The sequence below is a fragment of the Pseudomonas sp. S2_F03 genome (assembly GCF_054668335.1).
Window position 1 is genome coordinate 4,888,352 of sequence record NZ_CP162759.1, and the last position, 19,359, is coordinate 4,907,710.

A 19,359-nucleotide genomic window follows, 5' to 3' on the forward strand; every position below is an offset into this window, starting at 1 on the left:
GCGATGAGTCCTGCTGAACCGGTTACAGGGTTGATTCTTTCCGGCGGTGGGGCTCGGGCGGCGTATCAAGTGGGTGTGCTGGCGGCGATTGCCGAGCTGTTGCCGGTGGGCGCAAGTAACCCGTTTCCGGTGATCGTCGGCACCTCGGCCGGGGCGATCAACGCCGTCAGCCTCGCCAGTGGGGCGATGGATTTTCGCGGCGCGATCGAAAAACTGACGGCGTTCTGGCAGGGCTTTCGCAGCCATCTGGTATTGCGCAGCGATTGGCCCGGCGTGATCAGCCAGGCCAGCCGCTTTGTCAGTCATAGCTTGTTGGGCATCGGCGCTCAGGTGCCGGTGGCATTGCTGAACAGTTCGCCGCTGCGCGGTTTGCTCAATGACAAACTGAACATGGCCGGCATCGCCGAGGCCATTGCGCAAAAGCAATTGCAGGCGGTGGCGGTGACTGCGTTTGGCTATGAGTCCGGTCAGGCCGTCACCTTCTATCAGGGCGGCGGCACTATCGATTCGTGGTTGCGTCATCGGCGCATCGGCGTTCCGACTGCATTGAGTGTCGAACATTTGCTGGCCAGCTCCGCCATTCCGCTGTTGTTCGCCCCGGTGAAAATCGGCGAGGAGTACTTCGGCGACGGCGCCGTGCGCCAATCCGCCCCGATCAGCCCGGCGCTGCACCTGGGCGCCAGCCGCGTGCTGGTGGTGGGTGTCAGCGGCAACCCGCGTGGCGTCGACCCGCAGCAACCGCTGCAACGCACCTACACCGGGCAACAGCCGACGCTGGCGCAGATTGGCGGGCACATGCTCAACAGTACGTTCATTGATAGCCTGGAAAGCGACATCGAGCTGTTGCAGCGTCTGAATCAGTTCAGTCACTTGATGCCCGATGGTACGCCGACCCGTGCGCTGGGCGTGGCGCCGGTAGACGTGCTGGTGATTTCGCCGAGTCAGCCGATCGACGAGATTGCGGCGCGGCATCGGCAGGAATTACCGGCAGCGTTGCGCCTGTTTCTGCGTGGACCTGGGGCTACGAAGACGAGCGGGGCGGGGTGTTGAGCTATTTGCTGTTCGAGGCGGGGTATTGCAGCGAATTGATTGAGCTGGGGCGACGCGATGCGTTGGCCAAGCGTGGGGAGCTTTGCCGGTTTCTGGGATTGGTGGAGTCTGTGGTCCCGGCTTGAGACTTGTGGTGCGGCCATCGCGGGCAAGCCACGCTCCCACAGGGTTTTGTGTCGTTTAAACAATTTGAGAACGACCTGAAACCCTGTGGGAGCGTGGCTTGCCCGCGATGGCGTCCTCGCAGACGCCACTTACAGCCGGATCAGAAGTGAAACTTCACCAAGAGGCTCGTCACGTTCTGATTGGTCGTAAAGGCACCGGAATCTTCGATCCCGTATTTGTTTTTCCAGTAGTCGTATTCAACACCGACATACAGCTGCTTCGCACCGAAATTCAGCGCCTTGCCCAAGTCATATTTGACCTGTGGGTTGAAGTGCAGGTTGGCGTGGTATTCGCCTCGGCTGTTGACGTCGTTGTCGACGACCCAGTCCATGTAACCGTCGATCAGCACACTCGAACTGCCCACTGGAATGGTGTAAGACCAGACCGGGGTGATTTGCCAGACGTTGTCGCCTGGGCGATCGCCTTCGGTGTGACGGTTGTAGAAGTTCAACTGGAAGTAGTCGAAGCCCGGAATAGCCAGGTCGAAACCCGGGCCGATCAGGTAGGACTCGGTATCGTCCTCACCAAACTCGTAGGTCATGGCCAGCAGTACATCTTTGATCGGGCCGAGTTCGAATTTCTGGTCGAAAATCTTGTTGAACGACAAGCGCGGGCTGAGCTCACCGTAGTGAGTGTTCTTGCCCGCAAAGGCGTCTTCCTTGCCGTTGTAGAAGATCTTGTCGATAAAGAAGAAGTTGTCGCCGTATTTCCAGCCATCGGCGTGTTCGAACGTCACGGTCTGCTGAATGGCAGGGTTGACCTTGAATTCTTTACCGTAGAGGTAAGTCAGGCTGTTGGTCTGCCATTGCAGCAAGTCGCCGGCCATGGCCTGGCCCCCGGCCAGCATCGATCCCGCCAACATCAGGCTAGTGCACGTACGTTTCATTCGGTTGCTCCCAAAAAGTAGGTGGTTCCACGTTATTTTTTTAAGGTCGGCGCTCTGGTGTGGCGCCTGTTTCTGTAGCGGCAAAAAATCATCCAATCGGTCAGCTTTAATGCTGTTAGCAAGAGCTGCGCCAAGGCTTTCAAAAAGCAAAAAAAACTCCCGCTCGGCTGCTCAAGAACAGTCGATTGAGAGGGGGTGGAATGCCTTGGTACCGTCCAGAGCCGGGATAAGTTGGCCTTCTGGTCAGGAATTAAATCCGGGCTTTTTTTTAAAGCGGATTCAGGCGGCCGCGGAGAATACTGACTCCTTGGCCAGGTCTCGAGTGCCCCGCAACAGCGCACCGACGACAGGTTTGGGGCACGGTTGCCGGTCATCTTAGAAATGCACCTTCACCAGCAGGCTGGTGGTGTTTTCATTGGTGTCGAAGTTAGAGGTGTTCTCGATGCCGTATTTGTCTTTCCAGTAGCTGTATTCGACGCCGACGTACACCTGTTTCTCACGCCAGCCCAGGGCTTTGCCCAGGTCATATTTGATCTGCGGGTTGAAGTGCAGGTTGGCGTGATAGGTGCCGTGTGAGTTCTGGTCGTTGTCCACCACCCAATCGATGTAGCCGTCGATCAACACGTTCGAGTTGCCCAATGGCAGGGTGTAGGACCAGGCCGGGGTGACTTGCCAGACATCGTCGCCGGGGCGCGAGCCTTCGGTCTGACGGTAATAGAAGTTCAGGTAAAAAAGTTGAAGCCCGGGACAGCGAGGTCGAAGCCGGGCCCGATCAGGTAGGCCTCGGTGTCGTCTTCGCCACTTTCGTAGGTCATGGCCAGCAGCACGTCTTTGATCGGGCCGAATTCGAAACGGCGATCGAGGATTTTGCCGAAGGAGAGGCGTGGGCTGAACTCGCCGTAATAGGCGTGGGCGCCTTTGTTCCGGTCTTTTTCGCCGTTGTACCAGGTGCTGTCGACGAACAGAAAGTTATCGCCGTACTTCCAGCGGTCGGCGTGTTCGAAGGTTATCGTCTGCTGGATCGCCGGGTTGACCACGAAATCCTTGCCGTACAGGTAGCTCAGGCTGTTGGTTTGCCACAGCAGTAAATCGCCAGCCATGGCCTGACTCGCGGCCAGCAGGCCACCACTCAACAGCACGTTGGTTTGCGTCCGAATCATCTGTTGCTCCCTCTTGTTTTTATTGTTCGAGGCGCAGGTTGTGGCCAGGGGGCTGACCACAGGCGGGCCCCCTTGGTTGTTCGTCAGATCAATGGGTGTGTGCGTGGCAGTCGTTGATGGCTGCGCGTTCTGCGCCACCCAGGATGTTGAACAGCAGGTTCAGCGTCAGCGCGCTGAGGGTGGCCATCGCGATACCGCTGTGGGTGATCGGGCTCATCCACAGGGGCAGGTGGGCGAAAAACTCCGGGCGTACCACCGGGATCAGCCCCATGCCGATGCTCACCGCCACCAGCAACTGATTGCGACGGTCACCGATGTCAGCTTCCTGGAGAATCTTTATTCCGGTCGCTGCGACCATGCCGAACATCGCAATCGCCGCACCGCCCAGCACTGCTGGCGGAATCGATGCGACCAAAAACGCGGCCTTGGGCAGCAGGCTCAGCACAATCAGCAAACCGCCGGCAACGATGGTGACCGAGCGGCAACGCACGCCGGTCATCTGCACCAGGCCGATGTTCTGCGCGAAAGAGGAGTGGGTGAAGGTGTTGAAGAACCCGGCGAAAAACGAGGCGCCGGCATCACACAGCAAGCCGCGACGCAGCATTCGCGGGCAGACTTCCTGGCCGGTGATTTTGCCCAGCGCGAGGAACATCCCGGTGGACTCGACGAAGATGATCACCACCACTAGGCACATCGACAGGATCGGCGCGAGTTCGAACTTCGGCATACCGAAATGCAGTGGGGTGACGAACTGAACCCACGGCGCGTTGGCCATGCCGCTGAGGTCGACCATGCCGATCACACCGCAGATCACGTAGCCCAGGCACATGCCGATCAGCACGGAAATATTGACCCAGAAACCGCGCATGAAACGGTGCACCAGCAAAATGGTGCCCAGCACCAGCGCGGCGATGGCCAGGTAAATCGGGGAACCGAACTGAGCGGCGCTCGCGCCGCCACCGGCCCAGTTCACGGCCACGGGGAACAGCGACAAACCGATCGAGGTGATGACCGTGCCCGTCACCAGCGGCGGGAAGAAGCGTACGACTTTGGACATGAACGGCGCGATGAGCATGCCGAAGAACCCGGCGGCGATGGTTGCGCCGAAGATCCCTTGTAGACCGATTCCGGGCATGCCGGCCATGGCGACCATGCTGCCGACCGCAGCGAAACTGGCGCCCATCATCACCGGCATGCGAATGCCCATGGGGCCGATGCCCAGCGACTGAACGATGGTGGCGATGCCGGCGACCAGCAGGTCGGCGTTGATCAGGAAGGCGATTTCTTCACGACTCAGGCCAGCGGCCTGTCCGATGATCAGCGGCACCGCGATCGCGCCACCGTACATCAGCAGAACATGTTGCAGACCGACCAGGATCAGTTGCAAAAGGGGCAAACGCTGAATGGCGGGTGCATCGGGGATGCGCGCTGCGGATAGCTCGGACATGCAACACCTCGGATCTTTTTTATTCTTGTGATTTTGTGCATCAGGTAGACCGCGTTGCGGCCAATCGCAGGCAAGCCAGCTCCCACACAGACAATGCAAAACCTGTGGGAGCGAGCTTGCTCGCGATGCTTTTGCTACTTAGTTGGTCGGTGCTCCTGAACAATCCAGGCACCGATCAGATCACGTTCCTGCTGGGTCATCTGAGTGATGTTGCCCAGTGGCATGATCTGGCTGGTGACGGCTTGAGCCTGGATCCGCGCCGCGTTCTGGCGGATTTGCTCGGGGGTGTCGAACATCACGCCGGCCGGGGCGGCACTGAACAGCGGGCTGGTTGGTTTGGCCGAATGGCAAACCGCGCAACGCTCCTGAATCACACTGTGCACCTTGTCGAAACCGGGGCCTGCGTTGGACGCTTGCGCCGGTGCGGCGGCCGGTGCGGCGGCGGGTGCTTCGGCGGGCTTGGCTTCAGCAGGTTTCAAACCACCACCCAGCGCCGTTTCCGGCAGCGGCTGGTATTCGATTTTTGCCGGAGCCTTGGCCACGTCCGGGCTGGTCATCGGTGCGGGACCGGTGACGTAAGCCAGGCTGATCATGCCAACTGCCGCGACTGGCAATGTCCAGGCGAACTTGTGGCTGTCGTGACGGGTGTTGAAGTAGTGACGCACCAACACCGCCAACACCGCGATCCCGGCCAGGATCAGCCAGTTGTACTGGCTGCCGTAAGTGCTCGGGAAGTGGTTGCTGATCATGATGAACAGCACCGGCAAGGTGAAGTAGTTGTTGTGACGCGAACGCAGCAGGCCTTTGGCCGGCAGGGCCGGATCGGGCGTGCGGTTCTCGGCAATCGCCGCCACCAGTGCGCGTTGCGCCGGCATGATGATGCGGAACACGTTACCGACCATGATGGTGCCGATGATCGCGCCGACGTGCAGGTAAGCACCGCGTCCGCTGAACACTTTGCTGAAGCCGTAGGCCGCGCCAATGATCAGTACGAACAGGATGAACCCGAGCAGGGCAGGGCGCTTGCCCAGGGCCGAGTCACACAGGAAGGAGTAGACGAACCAGCCGACGAACAGCGAGCCGATGCCCAACAGTACGCCTTCAGGACCGCTCAGGGCGCTGCCCGGTGCCAGCAGGTAGAGCGTCGGGTTGGAGTAGAACACCACGCACAGCAGCGCGATCCCCGACATCCAGGTGAAGTAGGCTTCCCATTTGAACCAGTGCAGGTTGTCCGGCATGGTCGGTGGAGCCAGTTTGTATTTTTCCAGGTGGTAGATACCGCCACCGTGGATTGCCCACAAATCGCCAGCCAGCCCACTTTTCGGGTTGACCCGATTGAGGTTGTTTTCCAGCCAGACGAAATAGAACGACGCACCGATCCAGGCCACGCCAGTAATCATATGAACCCAGCGCACGCTCAGGTTCAGCCATTCCAACAGATGTGCTTCCACAGTCTTTACCTCTCGCCTGTCACTCTGTTGTCGAGTGATCAGACCTTCTCTTATTGGTGGGGGGCGAGGATCAAACGCTCATCCTCTTTGAAAAAATGCTCATCGCAGTTATTGCCTGTGCCACTGCGATCAACCACCAGGAAGTCATCCCGCTTTTCGATCGTCAGCACCGGGTGGTGCCAGACGCCGCGATGGTAATTAATGCCCTGCCTGCCGTTGGTGACGAAGGCGCGGACCAAGCCTGATACAGGTTCATCGCCAAGTGGCGCGACCACGATCAGAAAAGGGTTGCCGAGCAGCGGAATAAACGCCTGGCTGCCCAACGGGTGACGCTCCAGCATGCTGACGGTCAGCGGCATGTCCTGCGCGTCAGCGCGGAAGATGCTGATGATCGCGTTATCTTCTGGCTTCGCGGTTTCAACCGTCGCCAGTTTGTGAAAACGCATGGTCGAACCGTTGTTGATCATGAAGTGATCGCTGCCGTCGGTTTCGATCACGTCACCGAAAGGGGCGAAGGCTTCTTTGGTCAGCGGTTCAATCGTCAGTGTGCGCATGCTGGTCTTCTTACCTTGAATTCGTTGTTGTCTGTTCTATTGCTATCGCGGGCAAGCCCGCTCCCACAGGTTTTGTGTACACCACAGTTCCTTGTGGGAGCGGGCTTGCCCGCGATTGGGTTCAGCGCTTATTTAGCGACCTTGCCGAGAACGCGCAGGCGGCTCACACCACCATCCGGGAACACGTTCAGGCGGATGTGGGTGATCGGGCCCAGCGCCTTGATCTGCTCGGCGAAGGTGTGTTCGGCGTGCATTTCCAGTTTCTGAGCCGGCAGCAGTTCGCGCCAGAACAGCGACTGGGTTTCGATCTGGCTGTCGGTGCCGCCCTTCACGAAGGCGCCCTGGATCGAGCAAGTGTCCGGGTAGTTGCCCTTGAAGTGCAGGGTGTCGACGATGACTTTTTCAATCTCGCCGGCATGACCCAGCGCGACGATCACCCAGTCATTGCCTGGCGTGCGACGACGTGCGGTTTCCCAGCCGTCGCCCATGTTAATGCCTCGGCCCGGGTTGAGGATGTTGCTCATGCGACCGAAGTGTTCGTCGGAGCAGGCGAGGGCGCGGCCACCATTCAGGGCTGCGGCCAGGTCGATTTGCTCGTTGTCGCCAACAGCCGACCAGTCGCGGTGCGGCACGCCGTACACACGCAGACGGGCCACGCCGCCATCCGGGTAGATGTTGAAGCGCAGGTGACTGAACGCCTGATCGTTGTTGATTTCGTGGAAGTGGTGGCTGTTGCCTTGCAGTTCGACGGCGGACAGAACTTCAACCCACTGGGTGTTTTCGGTCGGCTCGCCTTCAGCCAGGAAGCAGGCTTCCAGGGAGGCCGACGGCGGGAAGTTGCCGGTGAAGAATGAAGTGTCGATGTCGACGCCTTTGATCGAGCCCGGTACGCCCAGGCGGATCACCGCGCTGTCGTAGCCTTCGAAGCGCTTGCGGCGCGACTCCCAGCCGTCCATCCACTTGCCGTTGTCATCGAACACGCCCTCCTTCCATACGGCCGGGGTCGGTTGGAACAGACGGTTGGCGTCTGCGAACCAGTCATCGGTGACCGAGATGATTTTGGTGCCCAAACGGGCATCGGCCAGGTTGACGAACTTCTCGAAAGGTACGGCGTAAGCTTTCATTCTTCTTGTCTGCCTTTAATAAGTTGGCTTGGGATGCTTGCGAGGCCCTGGGTGAATCAGCGTTCTTGAATCCACTCGGGCCAGGCTTGCTATAGGGTCAGTAATCGGAACAGGGCAATCTTGTTGATCTCTGCCAGCGCACATTTGAATTCGGTGTCGACCGAGTTGTGGATGCGCGTTTCGAACGCTGCGAGGATCTGATGCCGGTTGCTGCCTTTTACCGCCATGATGAAGGGAAACTTGAACTTGGCTTTGTAGGCGTCGTTCAGCTCGGTGAAGCGCTGGAACTCTTCGGCCGTGCATTGGTGAATACCGGCGCCAGCCTGTTCATGGGTGCTGGCTTCGGTCAGCTGGCCCTGGACGGCAGCTTTGCCGGCCAGGTCCGGGTGAGCGTTGATCAGGGCCAGCTGGCTTGCGTGATCGGCGCTCAACAGGATGTCGCTCATGCGCTGGTGCAGGGTTTCGATCTCGTCGATCGAAGCGTCCTGGCCCAGGTCAAAGGCCTTCTCGGCCACCCATGGCGAATGTTCGTAGATGTCGGCGAAAGCGGCAACGAACGCGTCACGGCTCAGGCTCGAAGGTTTGACGGTTTGAAAGGTGCTCATTTCGCGGCCCCTTGGAACGGATGGGTGTCGTGCCAGTGACGAGCGATGTCGACGCGGCGGCTGAACCACACCTGTTCATGACTCTTAGCGTATTCGATAAAGCGCTTGAGCGACGCCAGACGCGCCGGACGGCCGATCAGGCGGCAGTGCAGGCCGATCGAGAGCATTTTCGGTGCGTCGGCGCCTTCGGCGTACAGCACGTCGAACGCATCTTTGAGGTATTCGAAGAAGTCGTCGCCCTTGTTAAAACCCTGGACCTGGGTGAAGCGCATGTCGTTGGTGTCCAGGGTATACGGGATCACCAGGTGCGGCTTGCCTGTCGGGTTGTTGGGTTCCCAGTAGGGCAGGTCGTCGTCGTAGGTGTCGCAGTCATAGAGAAAACCGCCTTCTTCCATCACCAGCTTGCGGGTGTTGGGGCCGGTGCGACCGGTGTACCAGCCCAGCGGACGTTCACCGGTGATTTCGGTGAGGATGCGGATCGCTTCGAGCATGTGCTCGCGTTCCTGGGCTTCGTCCATGTACTGGTAGTCGATCCAGCGATAGCCGTGGCTGCAGATCTCGTGGCCGGCATCGACCATCGCGCGGATCACGTCCGGGTGGCGCTGGGCGGCCATGGCCACGGCGAAGATGGTCAGTGGAATGTCGAATTCCTTGAATAGCTTCAGGATCCGCCAGACACCGGCACGGCTGCCATACTCGTAAAGCGATTCCATGCTCATGTTGCGCGCGCCTTGCAGCGGCTGCGCCGAGACCATTTCGGAGAGGAAGGCTTCGGATTCTTTATCGCCGTGCAGGATGTTGCGCTCGCCGCCTTCTTCGTAGTTGAGTACGAAAGACAAGGCAATGCGGGCGTTCCCCGGCCAATGTGGGTGAGGAGGGTTACTGCCGTAACCGATCAGGTCGCGTGGGTAGTCAGCGCTCACTGCAGTCTTCCTTCTTAATTCGGTGATGACGTTGGCGCGACGTGCCTGAACATTGAGTGCCAGGCTGGCGTCACAGCGATGGGCTGATTGTATACAACTTTATATTCACTTTGTAAGCCTGAATTTTTGCATTTTTCGCGAACTGTCATGAATTGATGATACTGCAAGAAACCTGCCTGACCGGTCAGCTAAATGGTAGAGGCTCCTCTGATCTTATGAGGTGGCGCAAATTCGCAGGAAATTCCCGACTGGCGGGCGTCGAGGTAAATATGTCGTTTTTATTGTGTACAATTTTTTTGAAAAGTGTCTTAATCAATCGCTCGCCGCAGCGTTTCGTGCTCCGAACCGGTGCGGTCTCCTTTTTTAACTGACTTCGGGAGGCGCGAGGTCTGACTGCTTGACGCAGGCAGGCGCGCAGAATCAATGGGACGTTTGACTACACACGTTTTGGACGCAGCACACGGTTGCCCGGGCAGCTCGATCAAGGTCGAGTTGTACCGCGTTGAAGGATCGCAGCTGGAATTGGTCGCCAGCGCGATAACCAACAGCGACGGTCGGGTCGATGCACCCCTGCTGCAAGGCGATGACTACCGTACCGGGGTCTATCAGGTTCAGTTCCATGCGGGCGATTACTACCGCGCCCGTGGCGTTGCGCTGCCGGAGCCGGCATTTCTGGATGTGGTGGTGCTGCGTTTTGGCATCTCTGCCGAGCAGGATCACTACCATGTGCCACTGCTGATTTCGCCCTATAGCTATTCCACGTACCGCGGCAGCTGATCCCCCAAGCAGCTGCCACAACCTGGAAGCGACTGCGCATATAGCTTCTTTGGTCTTTCGCCCGCTCACACTGCGGGCTTTTTTTCGTCTGGAGAAATGTTGCCTGTGCCGACGCCATCGCGGGCAAGCCCGCTCCCACAAGGAGTTGTGGCGCTCACATAACCCTGTGGGAGCGGGCTTGCTCGCGATGCTCTTAGCGACTCAACAAAGATGCAGCGCCTGCACCACCAAACAACCCCGCACTCACCCGGTTAAACCAGCTCTGCCCCTTGCCACTACGCAGATACCGCGCCGCGCCATGTGCGCCCAGCCCATAGGCCAACTTGCACAGCAGGTCGAGTACGGTCCAGGTCGCAATCATCACCAGCAACTGCGGCAGGAACGGCTGCTCGGCGCTGAGGAACTGCGGCAGGAAGGCGGCAAAGAACAGAATGTCTTTCGGGTTGCTCGCGCCCAACACAAACGCGCGCCCGAACAGCGCACGAAAGCGCGGCACTGGCGCCGCCTGAGGCACTTCGGCACCCACCGATGGCTGGCGCGATTGCTGCCAGCTCTGCCAGGCGAGGTAGAACAGATAGAGCGCGCCGACGATTTTCAGCGCGCTGAACAGTTGTTCCGACGCCAACAGCAAGGCGCCCAGGCCCAGCGCCGAGGCACTGAGCAAGCAAATCGAGGCAATGACACCGCCGAGAAACGCCGGGTAAGAACGGCGCAAACCGTAATTGAGACTGTTGCTGATCATCAGCAAAGACAGCGGCCCCGGGATCAGGATCACTACCAGCGCAGCGCCGCTGAACAGCAGCCAGGTTTCCAGACTCATCACTTTCCTCCAAATGTGCAAAAGCCCCACCCGGTGGGTGAGGCGGGTTGAAACGAGGACCGCTTACAAGAAGATGAACTTGGCGATGAAGATCGCGCAAAGCACCCACAAGCTGACGGAGATTTCCTTGTATTTACCGGTACCGGCCTTCAGCGCCACGTAGGTGATGAAACCCAGTGCGATGCCGTCGGCGACCGAGAAGGTCAGGGGCATCATGATGGCAGTGACGATCGCCGGAATGCTGTCGGTCGCTTCGTCCCATTCGATGTGCTTCATGCCGCCCATCATCAGCATCGCCACATAAATCAGCGCGCCAGCGGTGGCGTAGGCGGGAATCATCCCGGCCAGGGGGGCGAAGAACATCGCCGCGATAAACAGCACGCCGACGGTCACCGCAGTAAGGCCTGTGCGCCCACCCGCCGCAACACCCGCAGCGCTTTCCACATAGCTGGTAACCGGCGGAACACCCACAACCGCACCAAATACGCTGGAGGCACTGTCAGCTTTCATCGCGCGGGAGAGGTTTTCGATCCGGCCGTCAGCGCCGACCAGGTTGGCGCGCTGGGCCACGCCCATCAGCGTACCGGCGGTGTCGAACATGTGCACAAAGAGGAAGGCCAGGACCACGCTGATCATGCTGACGTTGAAGACGCCGGCGAGGTTCATGGCCATCCAGGTCGGGGCCAGGCTCGGCGGGGCGGACATGATGCCCTCGTAATGCACCAGGCCAAGACCCCAGCCAGCCAGGGTCACGGTGATGATGCTGATGAGGATCGCGCCGAACACTTTGTGGTAGCTGAGGATGGCGATCATCAAGAAGCAAACGGCGGCGAGCAGCGGGCCGGGTTCGCGCAGGGAGCCGAGCTTGATCAGGGTTGCCGGGCTATCGACGACGATGCCTGCGGTTTTCAGGCCGATCAGGCCCAAGAACAACCCCACGCCGGCGCCCATGGCGAAGCGCAGGCTGACCGGAATGCTGTTGAGCAGCCATTCGCGAATCCGCGAAAAGGTCAGGATCATGAACAACACACCGGACACGAACACCGCACCGAGGGCGGTTTCCCAGTTGTAGCCCATGGTGCCGACCACGGTGTAGGTAAAGAAGGCGTTCAGACCCATGCCCGGCGCCAGGCCGACCGGCCAGTTGGCGTACAGGCCCATCAGCAGGCAACCCAATGCAGCGGCGATGCAGGTGGCGACAAACGCGGCGCCGTGATCGATGCCGGCGTCGGCCATGATGTTCGGGTTGACGAAGATGATGTAAGCCATGGTGATGAAGGTTGTCAGACCGGCAATCAGCTCGGTCTTCACCGTGGTGCCATGCAAGGTGAGTTTGAAGATGCGCTCAAGCCAGCCATTGCGTAACGGCGGCGAGAGTTCCAGCGTCGATGCTTCGGATTTGCGGCTTTCCACAGCGAGTACTCCTCAAGAGTTTTATTGTTATTTCCAGGGCCGGACCCATGAGGGTGGCAGCGGCCCTTTGAGGCACTTGCGAATTTGTTGACCGTACGGTCAGAAACTCGCACGAAGTGGATTATGCTTTTGTATACAAAGAAAGCAAATAATGTTTTTGATTTTGTCGACGAAATATTTGGCGATAGGGGTATATCGCCAGGAAGGACGCCATCGCGGGCAAGCCACGCTCCCACAGTTGACCGCATTCCCCTGTAGGAGTGAGCCTGCTCGCGAAGGGGCCAAACCACCCACTACAAATCCATCAACCAGAACACTCAGTCCGCAAGCACCTGGGTTTGCCCCAGCGCCTTGTTCACCGCCAACCACCCATTCACCGCCGTCTCCCCAGCCTCAGCAAACACCCGCTCCAGCAGTTTCACCTGCTCACGCCGCAGCGATTGCTCGAACCGCGCGCCATCCTCAGTCAACTCCAGCAGGCGTTTCCGCTTGTCAGTTTCTGACGCAACACTGTTCACCAAATGCATCTCTACCAACTGACGCAACGGCATGTTCAGCGCTTGCTTGCTCACGCCGAGCAGCGCCAGCAACTCCTTCACGCTGAGGTTCGGATAACGGGCGATGAAAAACACGATGCGTTGATGCACCCGGCTCAAGCCGCGACGTTCGAGCATTTCATCGGCTTTGGCGGTGAACGCCTGGTAGCCAAAGAAAAACGCTTCCATGGCCTGTTGCTGGGATGTCGGGTTTTTAAGGTCAATCATGTTGACGTATCCGCCAGGTCTGTCGTAATTTCGGTCAACAAGTTTGACTCATTTTCCTCAGGCCTCGCTACCGGTGACTCTCATGGCTTTTTCCGAACGTGTCTCGCGCCTCAAAAGTTCTTTGATCAGAGAAATCCTCGCGGCCGCTCAACGTCCGCAAGTGATGTCGTTTGCCGGTGGCTTGCCGGCCGAAGCCATGTTGCCGAAGGTGGAATGGGCCGACTTGCCGTTGTCCATGGGCCAGTACGGCATGAGCGAAGGCGAACCCGCATTGCGTGAAGCCCTGGCAGCAGAGGCACGGGGGCTGGGCGTGCCGTGCGAGGCGAGTCAGGTGCTGGTGGTCAGCGGTTCCCAGCAAACCCTCGATCTGGCGGCCAAGCTCTATATCGATAAAGGCACCGAGGTATTGCTCGAAGCACCGACGTATCTGGCGGCGTTGCAGATCTTCCAGCTGTTCGGTGCCGACTGCATCACCGTGCCGCAGCAAGCGGATGGCCCGGACCTGATGCAGTTACGCGCACGCCTGGAAAAACATCGTCCGGCGTTCATCTACCTGATTCCAACGTTCCAGAACCCATCGGCAGTGCGTTACAGCGAGGCCAAGCGCGATGCCGTGGCGGCATTGCTCGACGAGTTCGGTGTGACCCTGATCGAAGACGAGCCTTATCGTGAATTGACCTTCGACGGCGCCAGCGCCACGCCGATTGTCAGTCGCTTGAAGAAAGCCAGCTGGATCTACACCGGCACCGTCTCGAAAACCCTGTTGCCGGGCCTGCGTGTCGGTTACCTGATTGCCAGCCCAGACCTGTTTCCGCATTTGTTGAAGCTCAAGCAATCGGCGGACCTGCACACCAACCGGATTGGCCAATGGCAAGCGCTGCAATGGATCGGCACCGAGAAATACCAGCAACACCTGAGTGAGTTGCGCAACTTCTACCGCTGCCGTCGAGACGCATTTGAAGCAGCACTGCAAACGCACTTTGCCGATCTGGCGGACTGGAACGTGCCCCAGGGTGGGTTGTTTTTCTGGCTGACGTTGAAACAGCCAATGGACACACGAACCCTGCTCAATGCGGCGTTGGACAATGACGTGGCATTCATGCCGGGGGAACCGTTCTTTCCCGAGCCGGACAACCATCACGGGCATCTGCGGCTGAACTTCAGTCACATTGACCCGGCTCGACTGGATGAAGGGCTGAAGCGATTGGCGGCGGTCGTGCGTCAGGCTCTGGCGGCTAAAGCAGCCTGAGGGGGGCAGAAACAAATAAACCGGCTCAAGGGCCGGTTTAATTTTGTCTGGAGTTTGCGGTGTCAGGCAGCCGCGAATCGCTTATCCAGATAGTCGATGATCACCTTGGACTCATACATCCAGGTGGTCTGGCCGTTCTCTTCGATACGCAGGCACGGCACTTTGATCTTGCCACCTTGTTCCAGCAGAGTCTGGCGATCCTGCTCGTTGTTCTTCGCATCGCGCAGGGCCACCGGCACGTTCAGGCGGCGCAGGGAGCGGCGGGTCTTCACGCAGAACGGGCAGGCGTGGAATTGATACAGTGTCAGGCCCTTGGCGGCCGCTTCGACCTGAGCCTGAGCAGCGGCAGGGCGCTGCTTCTTGCCCGGACGGGTGATGAAGTCGATGAAGATGATCAGTTGGCCAAGGCCGACACGAAGCGCTTTTACGAACACGTTGAAAGCCTCACGGTGCGAATGAAGAAGGGCGCGCAGCTTACCTGATTTTTTGCGGACGAAAAAAAACCGGCGATGAATGCCGGTTTTCTTCGTGCGGCCCGTTACTTGATCAGGCTGAGAAACTCGCTGCGGGTGGCCGCGTTTTCGCGGAACTCACCGAGCATCACCGAGGTGATCATCGACGAATTCTGTTTCTCCACACCGCGCATCATCATGCACATGTGCTTGGCCTCGATCACCACCGCAACGCCCAGGGCGCCGGTGACCTGCTGGACCGCATCCGCGATCTGGCGGCTGAGGTTTTCCTGGATCTGCAAGCGGCGGGCGTACATATCGACGATGCGCGCGACTTTCGACAGGCCCAATACTTTGCCGCTCGGGATATAAGCGACATGGGCCTTGCCGATGAACGGCAGCAGGTGGTGTTCGCACAACGAGTACAACTCGATGTCCTTGACCAGCACCATTTCGCTGTTGTCGGAGCTGAACAAGGCACCGTTGGTGACTTCTTCGAGCGTCTGTTCATAACCGCGGCAGAGGTACTGCATGGCTTTGGCGGCACGTTTTGGCGTGTCGAGCAGGCCCTCGCGGGAGACGTCCTCGCCCAGTTGGCCAAGGATCGCGGTGTAATTCTGTTCCAGGGACATGAAACTACCTGTGGGATTTTACGCAAAGGGCAAGGGTACGGTGGCAAACACGGTGCTGCAAGAGCGATGCGACAGCTTTACTCGTCGCGACCTTCCATCATGGTGCGTTTGAGCATTACATACACTGCTCCCGCGCCGCCATGTTTTGCCTGGCATGAAGTGAAACCGAGCACCTGTGGATGCTGGCGTAGCCAGGTGTTGACGTGACTCTTGATCATCGGCCGCTTGCCGTCCAGACGCACGGCTTTACCGTGGGTGACGCGCACGCAGCGAATTTCGAATTTGGTGGCTTCGGCGAGAAAGGCCCAAAGGGTTTCTCGCGCTTTTTCCACGTTCATGCCGTGCAGGTCGAGGCTGCCCTCGAACGGAATCTGCCCGATCTTGAGTTTGCGCATCTGGCTTTCCTGCACACCGTCACGGGCCCACATTAATTCGTCTTCCGGGCCGACGTCGATGACGAACTGATCGGACAGCCCATCAACGGTGGTGGCATCGGTGCGAATGGTCGCGGCTTGACGCAGCTTGGCGATTTGCGCGCGGTCGGCCTTGGGTTTGCCGGTTTCGGCGCGATCGTGCTTGATCGGCTTGACGCCTTGGATCGCACTTTTGAACAGGGAAAAATCGTCGTCTTGCATGTCAGCCTCCGCGAAGGGCGGCCAGTTTACCCAAGTAATCACGAAACGGCCCGGCAAAAAGCCAGGCCGTCGGTTCAGTCGTGTTTTTTCATCAGGTGCGGGGACATGTTCAGCTCGCGCGACTGACGTGCACGCCGCCGGCAGCGCCGCCACAGCCACACGCCCAGGTACAGCACGAAGAGGCCGACCGCCAGAATCACTGCCGCTGCGGTCCGGCTGGCGTTCAATTCACCCAGCGCGGGTACGTGGCCAAACAGGCTGGCAGCGGCGGCCATGGCGAGCAACACACCGCAGGTTGCCAGCAATGCGGCAAACGCGGCGCCAATTCGAAAACGCCAGTTGCGTTGGCCTTTAGCCGCAAGCGCCGAGCGTCAAAACCATCGGATAACTTCATTCCGACCTTCCTCAATGGGTATCGGCCCTTCGACCGGGAGTTGACCGGGATGTTCCTGAGGCTAAGACAATTGCGGCAAATGAGAGACTTTTGCGGATGAGCGGCAGTATTGGCCGCTCATCGAGTGCCGATCAAATCAGTTCGTGAGTGAGCGCGAGGGTAGCGAAGTTATCCCCCATGATCGCCATTTCGGTCTGATGAACGTGCTCGGCAGTCAGTACGCCACCCTTGTAAGGCAAGTCGCGCGTGGCGCAGGCGTCTTCGACCAGGGTGCAACGAAAGCCCAGGTTCTTGGCGGCGCGCACCGTGGTGCTGACGCTGGAGTGGCTCATGAAACCGCAGACGATCAGGTCAAGGGCACCAAGGTCTTCCAGGCGTTTGGCCAGTTCGGTGCCGTGGAACGCGCTCGGCAGCATTTTACCGATGATGGTTTCGTCAGCCTGTGGCTCAAGCCCCGGGATGAACTCGCCACCGACGCCTTGCGGGTTAAACAACCCACCCAGCGTGCCGAGGTGGCGTACATGCACAACTGGCCGGCCGGCGGCGCGGGCAGCGTTGAGCAATTGCTTGATGTTCGCGACGGCAGCGTCCATGCCGCTCAGGGCCAGCGGGCCGCTGAGGTACTCTTTCTGGGCATCGATAATAACAAGCGTCGCATGGCTCAGATTGGCGGCTGCATAACCGCGGCCGCTGAGTTGAAACATCGTTTTTGGAACGGACATTCTGGGGCTCCTTGGAGTGGGGCTTTTGCGACATTGTCCTCTGGCTGAGCGGTTCTGTGAATCGCTACTATCGTAGGCGCCGTCTTTGCTGGCTTGCAGCCTTGTCAAGTTACTCGATTTGTTCAATAGCCAGCGGAAAAAGGGATCGGTCCTACATCTGCTCCGGTGTTTTTCCTGCGTCGTCGTGGCGCGTTTTGGCTGTTAGAATTGCCAGTCGTTTTTTCTGGAGTTTGCCGCCGTGATCACTTCCCGCCTTCGTACCCTGCGTGACCATATCCGTTGGGCCGTCAGCCGCTTCCATGGGGAGGATCTGTTTTTCGGCCATGGGACCGACAACGCCTGGGACGAAGCCCGTCAGTTGGTGTTGGGGGCTTTGCACTTGCCGTGGGAAATTGCCGACAGCTACCTCGACTGCGCGCTGGAAGAAGACGAGCTGGTCAATCTGCAACGCTTGCTCAAGCGCCGCATCGAAGAACGCATCCCGACCGCCTACTTGCTGGGCGAAGCATGGTTCTGTGGCATGTCGTTCATTGTCGACGAGCGTGTGCTGATTCCACGTTCACCGATTGGCGAACTGATCGAAAACCGCTTCACGCCATGGCTGGGCACCGAGCCTGCGCGCATTCTGGACCTGTGCACCGGTTCCGGCTGCATCGGCATCGCCTGTGCCTACGAGTTCCAGAACGCCGAAGTGGTGTTGGCCGATCTGTCGTTCGAAGCGCTGGAGGTGGCCAATCAGAACATCGAGCGCCACGGTGTCGATGAGCGGGTGTACACCGTTCAGGGCGATGGTTTTGATGGTTTGCCGGGTCAGCGTTTCGACCTGATCGTGTCGAACCCGCCCTACGTCGATGCGGAAGATTTCGCCGACATGCCGGACGAATATCAACACGAGCCCGAGCTGGGACTGGCCTGTGGCGATGATGGTTTGAACCTGGTGCGCCGCATGCTCGCAGAAGCGGCGGATCATCTGACCGAGAAGGGCTTGCTGATTGTCGAAGTGGGCAATAGCCAGGTTCACGTCGAGGCGCTGTACCCGGAAGTCGATTTCGCCTGGCTCGATTTCGAGCGTGGCGGGCATGGGGTGTTCATGTTGACGGCGGAACAATGCCGCGAACATCAGGCCTTGTTCGCTTCCCGCGTCTGACCTGAGGGCGCCATCGTGGGCAAGCCGTGCTCCCACAGGTTTTGGGTGTGCCACATAACTTGAGCACAACATAAAACCTGTGGGAGCACGGCTTGCCTGCGATGGGCACGCCTCGGTCCTGAATCTTTACCGGTGTGTCGCAATCCAGATCAACAACCCCGCCTGAAACACCGCAAACGCCACCAGACACGTAATGGTAAAGCGCAGCCCGGCGTCTTCACGCTTGTACTTGCTGACCTTTTCTTCGTGCGTCTTGAGCTTCACTTCTTGCTCGGCCAGATTCTGCTCGGCCTGCTGAAGCATCTGCGCGGCTTCGAGAATTTCCACCAGTTGCAGTTTTTCAGTGTTCCACTCGCCCGACAGATCACCCACCTGCACGTCTTTGACGCTGCCCTTCAAATGCTGGGCATCGGCATACACCACTTCAAAACCATGCGCCTTCAGGAAGTGATCGCGACGCAGGCGAGTGTCTTCGTTCAACGCATCTTTGTTGTTCAGGTCCGTGCCGTCGACGGTGTAGCCGGACCAGCGCTTCTTCGCCCAGGTGATCCCTTGAGCCGCCATGAAGCGGCCGATGCCACGGTTCATCGGTTCAATCTGCAAGCCGCTGTCGGGCCCGAAATGCACACGTTTGGTGGTGTGATCGACCCACACGTCCAGATGATTCTGTTCTTTGCGCACACGCTGGCCGGGCAGGGTGATGCTCATGCGCATCAGGCTCTGCTCTTTGTTGTTGCGTTCGGCATAGCCGAATTCGACAAAGCGAAGTGGCCGACCTCCGGTGTTGCGGTCGGTTTTCAGCGGCGCCAGACGGAGCATCTTGTGGTGCTCGACGTGGACGTCCGCCCACGGCAGCTCGACCGCTGTGGGAGCGTCTTTTTCAGCGGTGGTGTCGGGTGAAGTCTGGGTATCAGTCATAACGGCGAGATCCTGTCCAAGCCCTGCCGCCAGCCATTGCGCTGGCGACAAAGGCTTATCGGCCGTTTTTG

The 19,359-nt window shown here is 59.0% G+C and carries 18 protein-coding genes and 3 pseudogenes; 4 read left to right on the plus strand and 17 right to left on the minus strand.

Going from position 1 to position 19,359, the window contains the following annotated elements:
• Positions 1 to 3 precede the first annotated feature (3 nt).
• A pseudogene (locus AB4N76_RS22865) lies at positions 4 to 1,175 on the plus strand (patatin-like phospholipase family protein).
• A gap of 140 nt (positions 1,176 to 1,315) precedes the next feature.
• Here AB4N76_RS22865 and AB4N76_RS22870 read toward each other — a convergent pair.
• From AB4N76_RS22870 to puuE, 8 genes and pseudogenes are all read right to left on the minus strand, one after another.
• Positions 1,316 to 2,101, minus strand: a complete 786-nt coding sequence (locus tag AB4N76_RS22870; RefSeq protein WP_046027117.1) for an outer membrane protein OmpK — start codon at positions 2,099 to 2,101, stop codon at positions 1,316 to 1,318.
• A 375-nt stretch (positions 2,102 to 2,476) separates the two neighbouring features.
• Positions 2,477 to 3,261: pseudogene (locus tag AB4N76_RS22875) on the minus strand (outer membrane protein OmpK).
• Between the two features lie 88 nt (positions 3,262 to 3,349).
• Positions 3,350 to 4,708 (minus strand): nucleobase:cation symporter-2 family protein, encoded by a 1,359-nt coding sequence (locus AB4N76_RS22880; protein WP_046027115.1) that lies wholly within the window; start codon positions 4,706 to 4,708, stop codon positions 3,350 to 3,352.
• 134 nt (positions 4,709 to 4,842) lie between these two features.
• On the minus strand, positions 4,843 to 6,159 hold the full coding sequence (locus AB4N76_RS22885) for a urate hydroxylase PuuD (protein ID WP_460163559.1): 1,317 nt from the start codon (positions 6,157 to 6,159) through the stop codon (positions 4,843 to 4,845).
• Positions 6,160 to 6,209: 50 nt separating this feature from the next.
• A complete protein-coding gene (locus AB4N76_RS22890; protein WP_008146154.1) occupies positions 6,210 to 6,713 on the minus strand; it encodes an ureidoglycolate lyase in 504 nt (167 codons plus the stop codon).
• 128 nt (positions 6,714 to 6,841) lie between these two features.
• Positions 6,842 to 7,837, minus strand: coding sequence for an allantoicase (gene alc, locus AB4N76_RS22895; protein WP_046027113.1), 996 nt, complete (start codon positions 7,835 to 7,837; stop codon positions 6,842 to 6,844).
• Positions 7,838 to 7,926: 89 nt separating this feature from the next.
• Positions 7,927 to 8,442, minus strand: coding sequence for a 2-oxo-4-hydroxy-4-carboxy-5-ureidoimidazoline decarboxylase (gene uraD, locus AB4N76_RS22900; protein WP_109787707.1), 516 nt, complete (start codon positions 8,440 to 8,442; stop codon positions 7,927 to 7,929).
• The gene (gene puuE, locus AB4N76_RS22905) at positions 8,439 to 9,365 is read right to left on the minus strand and encodes an allantoinase PuuE (RefSeq protein WP_460163560.1); all 927 of its coding nucleotides are present in this window, start codon (positions 9,363 to 9,365) and stop codon (positions 8,439 to 8,441) included. Before puuE ends, uraD begins: the two co-directional genes overlap by 4 nt.
• Before the next feature lie 423 nt (positions 9,366 to 9,788).
• Here puuE and uraH point away from each other — a divergent pair, with 423 nt between their 5' ends.
• Positions 9,789 to 10,142: a hydroxyisourate hydrolase gene (uraH, locus tag AB4N76_RS22910; protein ID WP_046027110.1), complete on the plus strand. Its 354-nt coding sequence runs from the start codon at positions 9,789 to 9,791 to the stop codon at positions 10,140 to 10,142.
• 193 nt (positions 10,143 to 10,335) lie between these two features.
• Here uraH and AB4N76_RS22915 read toward each other — a convergent pair whose 3' ends face one another.
• The 3 genes from AB4N76_RS22915 to AB4N76_RS22925 all read right to left on the minus strand — a co-directional run bounded on the left by AB4N76_RS22915 (position 10,336) and on the right by AB4N76_RS22925 (position 13,139).
• The gene (locus AB4N76_RS22915; RefSeq protein ID WP_077430609.1) at positions 10,336 to 10,962 is read right to left on the minus strand and encodes a LysE family translocator; all 627 of its coding nucleotides are present in this window, start codon (positions 10,960 to 10,962) and stop codon (positions 10,336 to 10,338) included.
• Positions 10,963 to 11,025: 63 nt separating this feature from the next.
• Entirely contained in the window at positions 11,026 to 12,375 is a 1,350-nt protein-coding gene (locus tag AB4N76_RS22920; protein ID WP_077430608.1) for an NCS2 family permease, read from the minus strand.
• 317 nt (positions 12,376 to 12,692) lie between these two features.
• Positions 12,693 to 13,139 carry a MarR family winged helix-turn-helix transcriptional regulator gene (locus tag AB4N76_RS22925; RefSeq protein ID WP_046027107.1) on the minus strand — a complete coding sequence of 149 codons (447 nt, stop codon included), beginning with the start codon at positions 13,137 to 13,139 and terminating at the stop codon, positions 12,693 to 12,695.
• An 82-nt stretch (positions 13,140 to 13,221) separates the two neighbouring features.
• Here AB4N76_RS22925 and AB4N76_RS22930 point away from each other — a divergent pair, with 82 nt between their 5' ends.
• A complete protein-coding gene (locus AB4N76_RS22930; RefSeq protein ID WP_046027106.1) occupies positions 13,222 to 14,388 on the plus strand; it encodes an aminotransferase-like domain-containing protein in 1,167 nt (388 codons plus the stop codon).
• 62 nt (positions 14,389 to 14,450) lie between these two features.
• Here the strand turns inward: AB4N76_RS22930 and AB4N76_RS22935 are convergent, their stop codons facing one another.
• The 5 genes and pseudogenes from AB4N76_RS22935 to AB4N76_RS22955 form a co-directional block, all read right to left on the minus strand.
• On the minus strand, positions 14,451 to 14,822 hold the full coding sequence (locus tag AB4N76_RS22935) for a glutathione S-transferase N-terminal domain-containing protein (RefSeq protein WP_046027105.1): 372 nt from the start codon (positions 14,820 to 14,822) through the stop codon (positions 14,451 to 14,453).
• A 104-nt stretch (positions 14,823 to 14,926) separates the two neighbouring features.
• The gene (gene folE, locus AB4N76_RS22940; protein ID WP_003204506.1) at positions 14,927 to 15,472 is read right to left on the minus strand and encodes a GTP cyclohydrolase I FolE; all 546 of its coding nucleotides are present in this window, start codon (positions 15,470 to 15,472) and stop codon (positions 14,927 to 14,929) included.
• 77 nt (positions 15,473 to 15,549) lie between these two features.
• Positions 15,550 to 16,107, minus strand: a complete 558-nt coding sequence (locus AB4N76_RS22945; RefSeq protein WP_046027104.1) for a Smr/MutS family protein — start codon at positions 16,105 to 16,107, stop codon at positions 15,550 to 15,552.
• A gap of 74 nt (positions 16,108 to 16,181) precedes the next feature.
• Positions 16,182 to 16,501, minus strand: a pseudogene (locus AB4N76_RS22950) (hypothetical protein).
• A 131-nt stretch (positions 16,502 to 16,632) separates the two neighbouring features.
• Entirely contained in the window at positions 16,633 to 17,223 is a 591-nt protein-coding gene (locus AB4N76_RS22955; RefSeq protein ID WP_460163561.1) for a cysteine hydrolase family protein, read from the minus strand.
• Positions 17,224 to 17,461: 238 nt separating this feature from the next.
• Between AB4N76_RS22955 and prmB the strand changes: the two genes are divergently transcribed.
• Complete coding sequence (gene prmB, locus AB4N76_RS22960) at positions 17,462 to 18,370, plus strand: 50S ribosomal protein L3 N(5)-glutamine methyltransferase (protein WP_046027101.1); 909 nt, start codon at positions 17,462 to 17,464, stop codon at positions 18,368 to 18,370.
• 126 nt (positions 18,371 to 18,496) lie between these two features.
• On the opposite strand, the gene AB4N76_RS22965 is transcribed toward prmB, so the two are convergent.
• On the minus strand, positions 18,497 to 19,288 hold the full coding sequence (locus tag AB4N76_RS22965) for a hypothetical protein (RefSeq protein ID WP_046027100.1): 792 nt from the start codon (positions 19,286 to 19,288) through the stop codon (positions 18,497 to 18,499).
• Between the last annotated feature and the right edge of the window lie 71 nt (positions 19,289 to 19,359).

Bases quoted from the DNA above. Each gene is read 5' to 3' on its own strand.
- AB4N76_RS22870 (WP_046027117.1), bottom strand. From the start codon at position 2,101: ATGAAACGTACGTGCACTAGCCTGATGTTGGCGGGATCGATGCTGGCC.
- AB4N76_RS22880 (WP_046027115.1), bottom strand. From the start codon at position 4,708: ATGTCCGAGCTATCCGCAGCGCGCATCCCCGATGCACCCGCCATTCAG.
- AB4N76_RS22890 (WP_008146154.1), bottom strand. From the start codon at position 6,713: ATGCGCACACTGACGATTGAACCGCTGACCAAAGAAGCCTTCGCCCCT.
- alc (WP_046027113.1), bottom strand. From the start codon at position 7,837: ATGAAAGCTTACGCCGTACCTTTCGAGAAGTTCGTCAACCTGGCCGAT.
- uraD (WP_109787707.1), bottom strand. From the start codon at position 8,442: ATGAGCACCTTTCAAACCGTCAAACCTTCGAGCCTGAGCCGTGACGCG.
- uraH (WP_046027110.1), top strand. From the start codon at position 9,789: ATGGGACGTTTGACTACACACGTTTTGGACGCAGCACACGGTTGCCCG.
- AB4N76_RS22915 (WP_077430609.1), bottom strand. From the start codon at position 10,962: ATGAGTCTGGAAACCTGGCTGCTGTTCAGCGGCGCTGCGCTGGTAGTG.
- AB4N76_RS22925 (WP_046027107.1), bottom strand. From the start codon at position 13,139: ATGATTGACCTTAAAAACCCGACATCCCAGCAACAGGCCATGGAAGCG.
- AB4N76_RS22930 (WP_046027106.1), top strand. From the start codon at position 13,222: ATGGCTTTTTCCGAACGTGTCTCGCGCCTCAAAAGTTCTTTGATCAGA.
- folE (WP_003204506.1), bottom strand. From the start codon at position 15,472: ATGTCCCTGGAACAGAATTACACCGCGATCCTTGGCCAACTGGGCGAG.
- AB4N76_RS22945 (WP_046027104.1), bottom strand. From the start codon at position 16,107: ATGCAAGACGACGATTTTTCCCTGTTCAAAAGTGCGATCCAAGGCGTC.
- AB4N76_RS22955 (WP_460163561.1), bottom strand. From the start codon at position 17,223: ATGTCCGTTCCAAAAACGATGTTTCAACTCAGCGGCCGCGGTTATGCA.
- AB4N76_RS22965 (WP_046027100.1), bottom strand. From the start codon at position 19,288: ATGACTGATACCCAGACTTCACCCGACACCACCGCTGAAAAAGACGCT.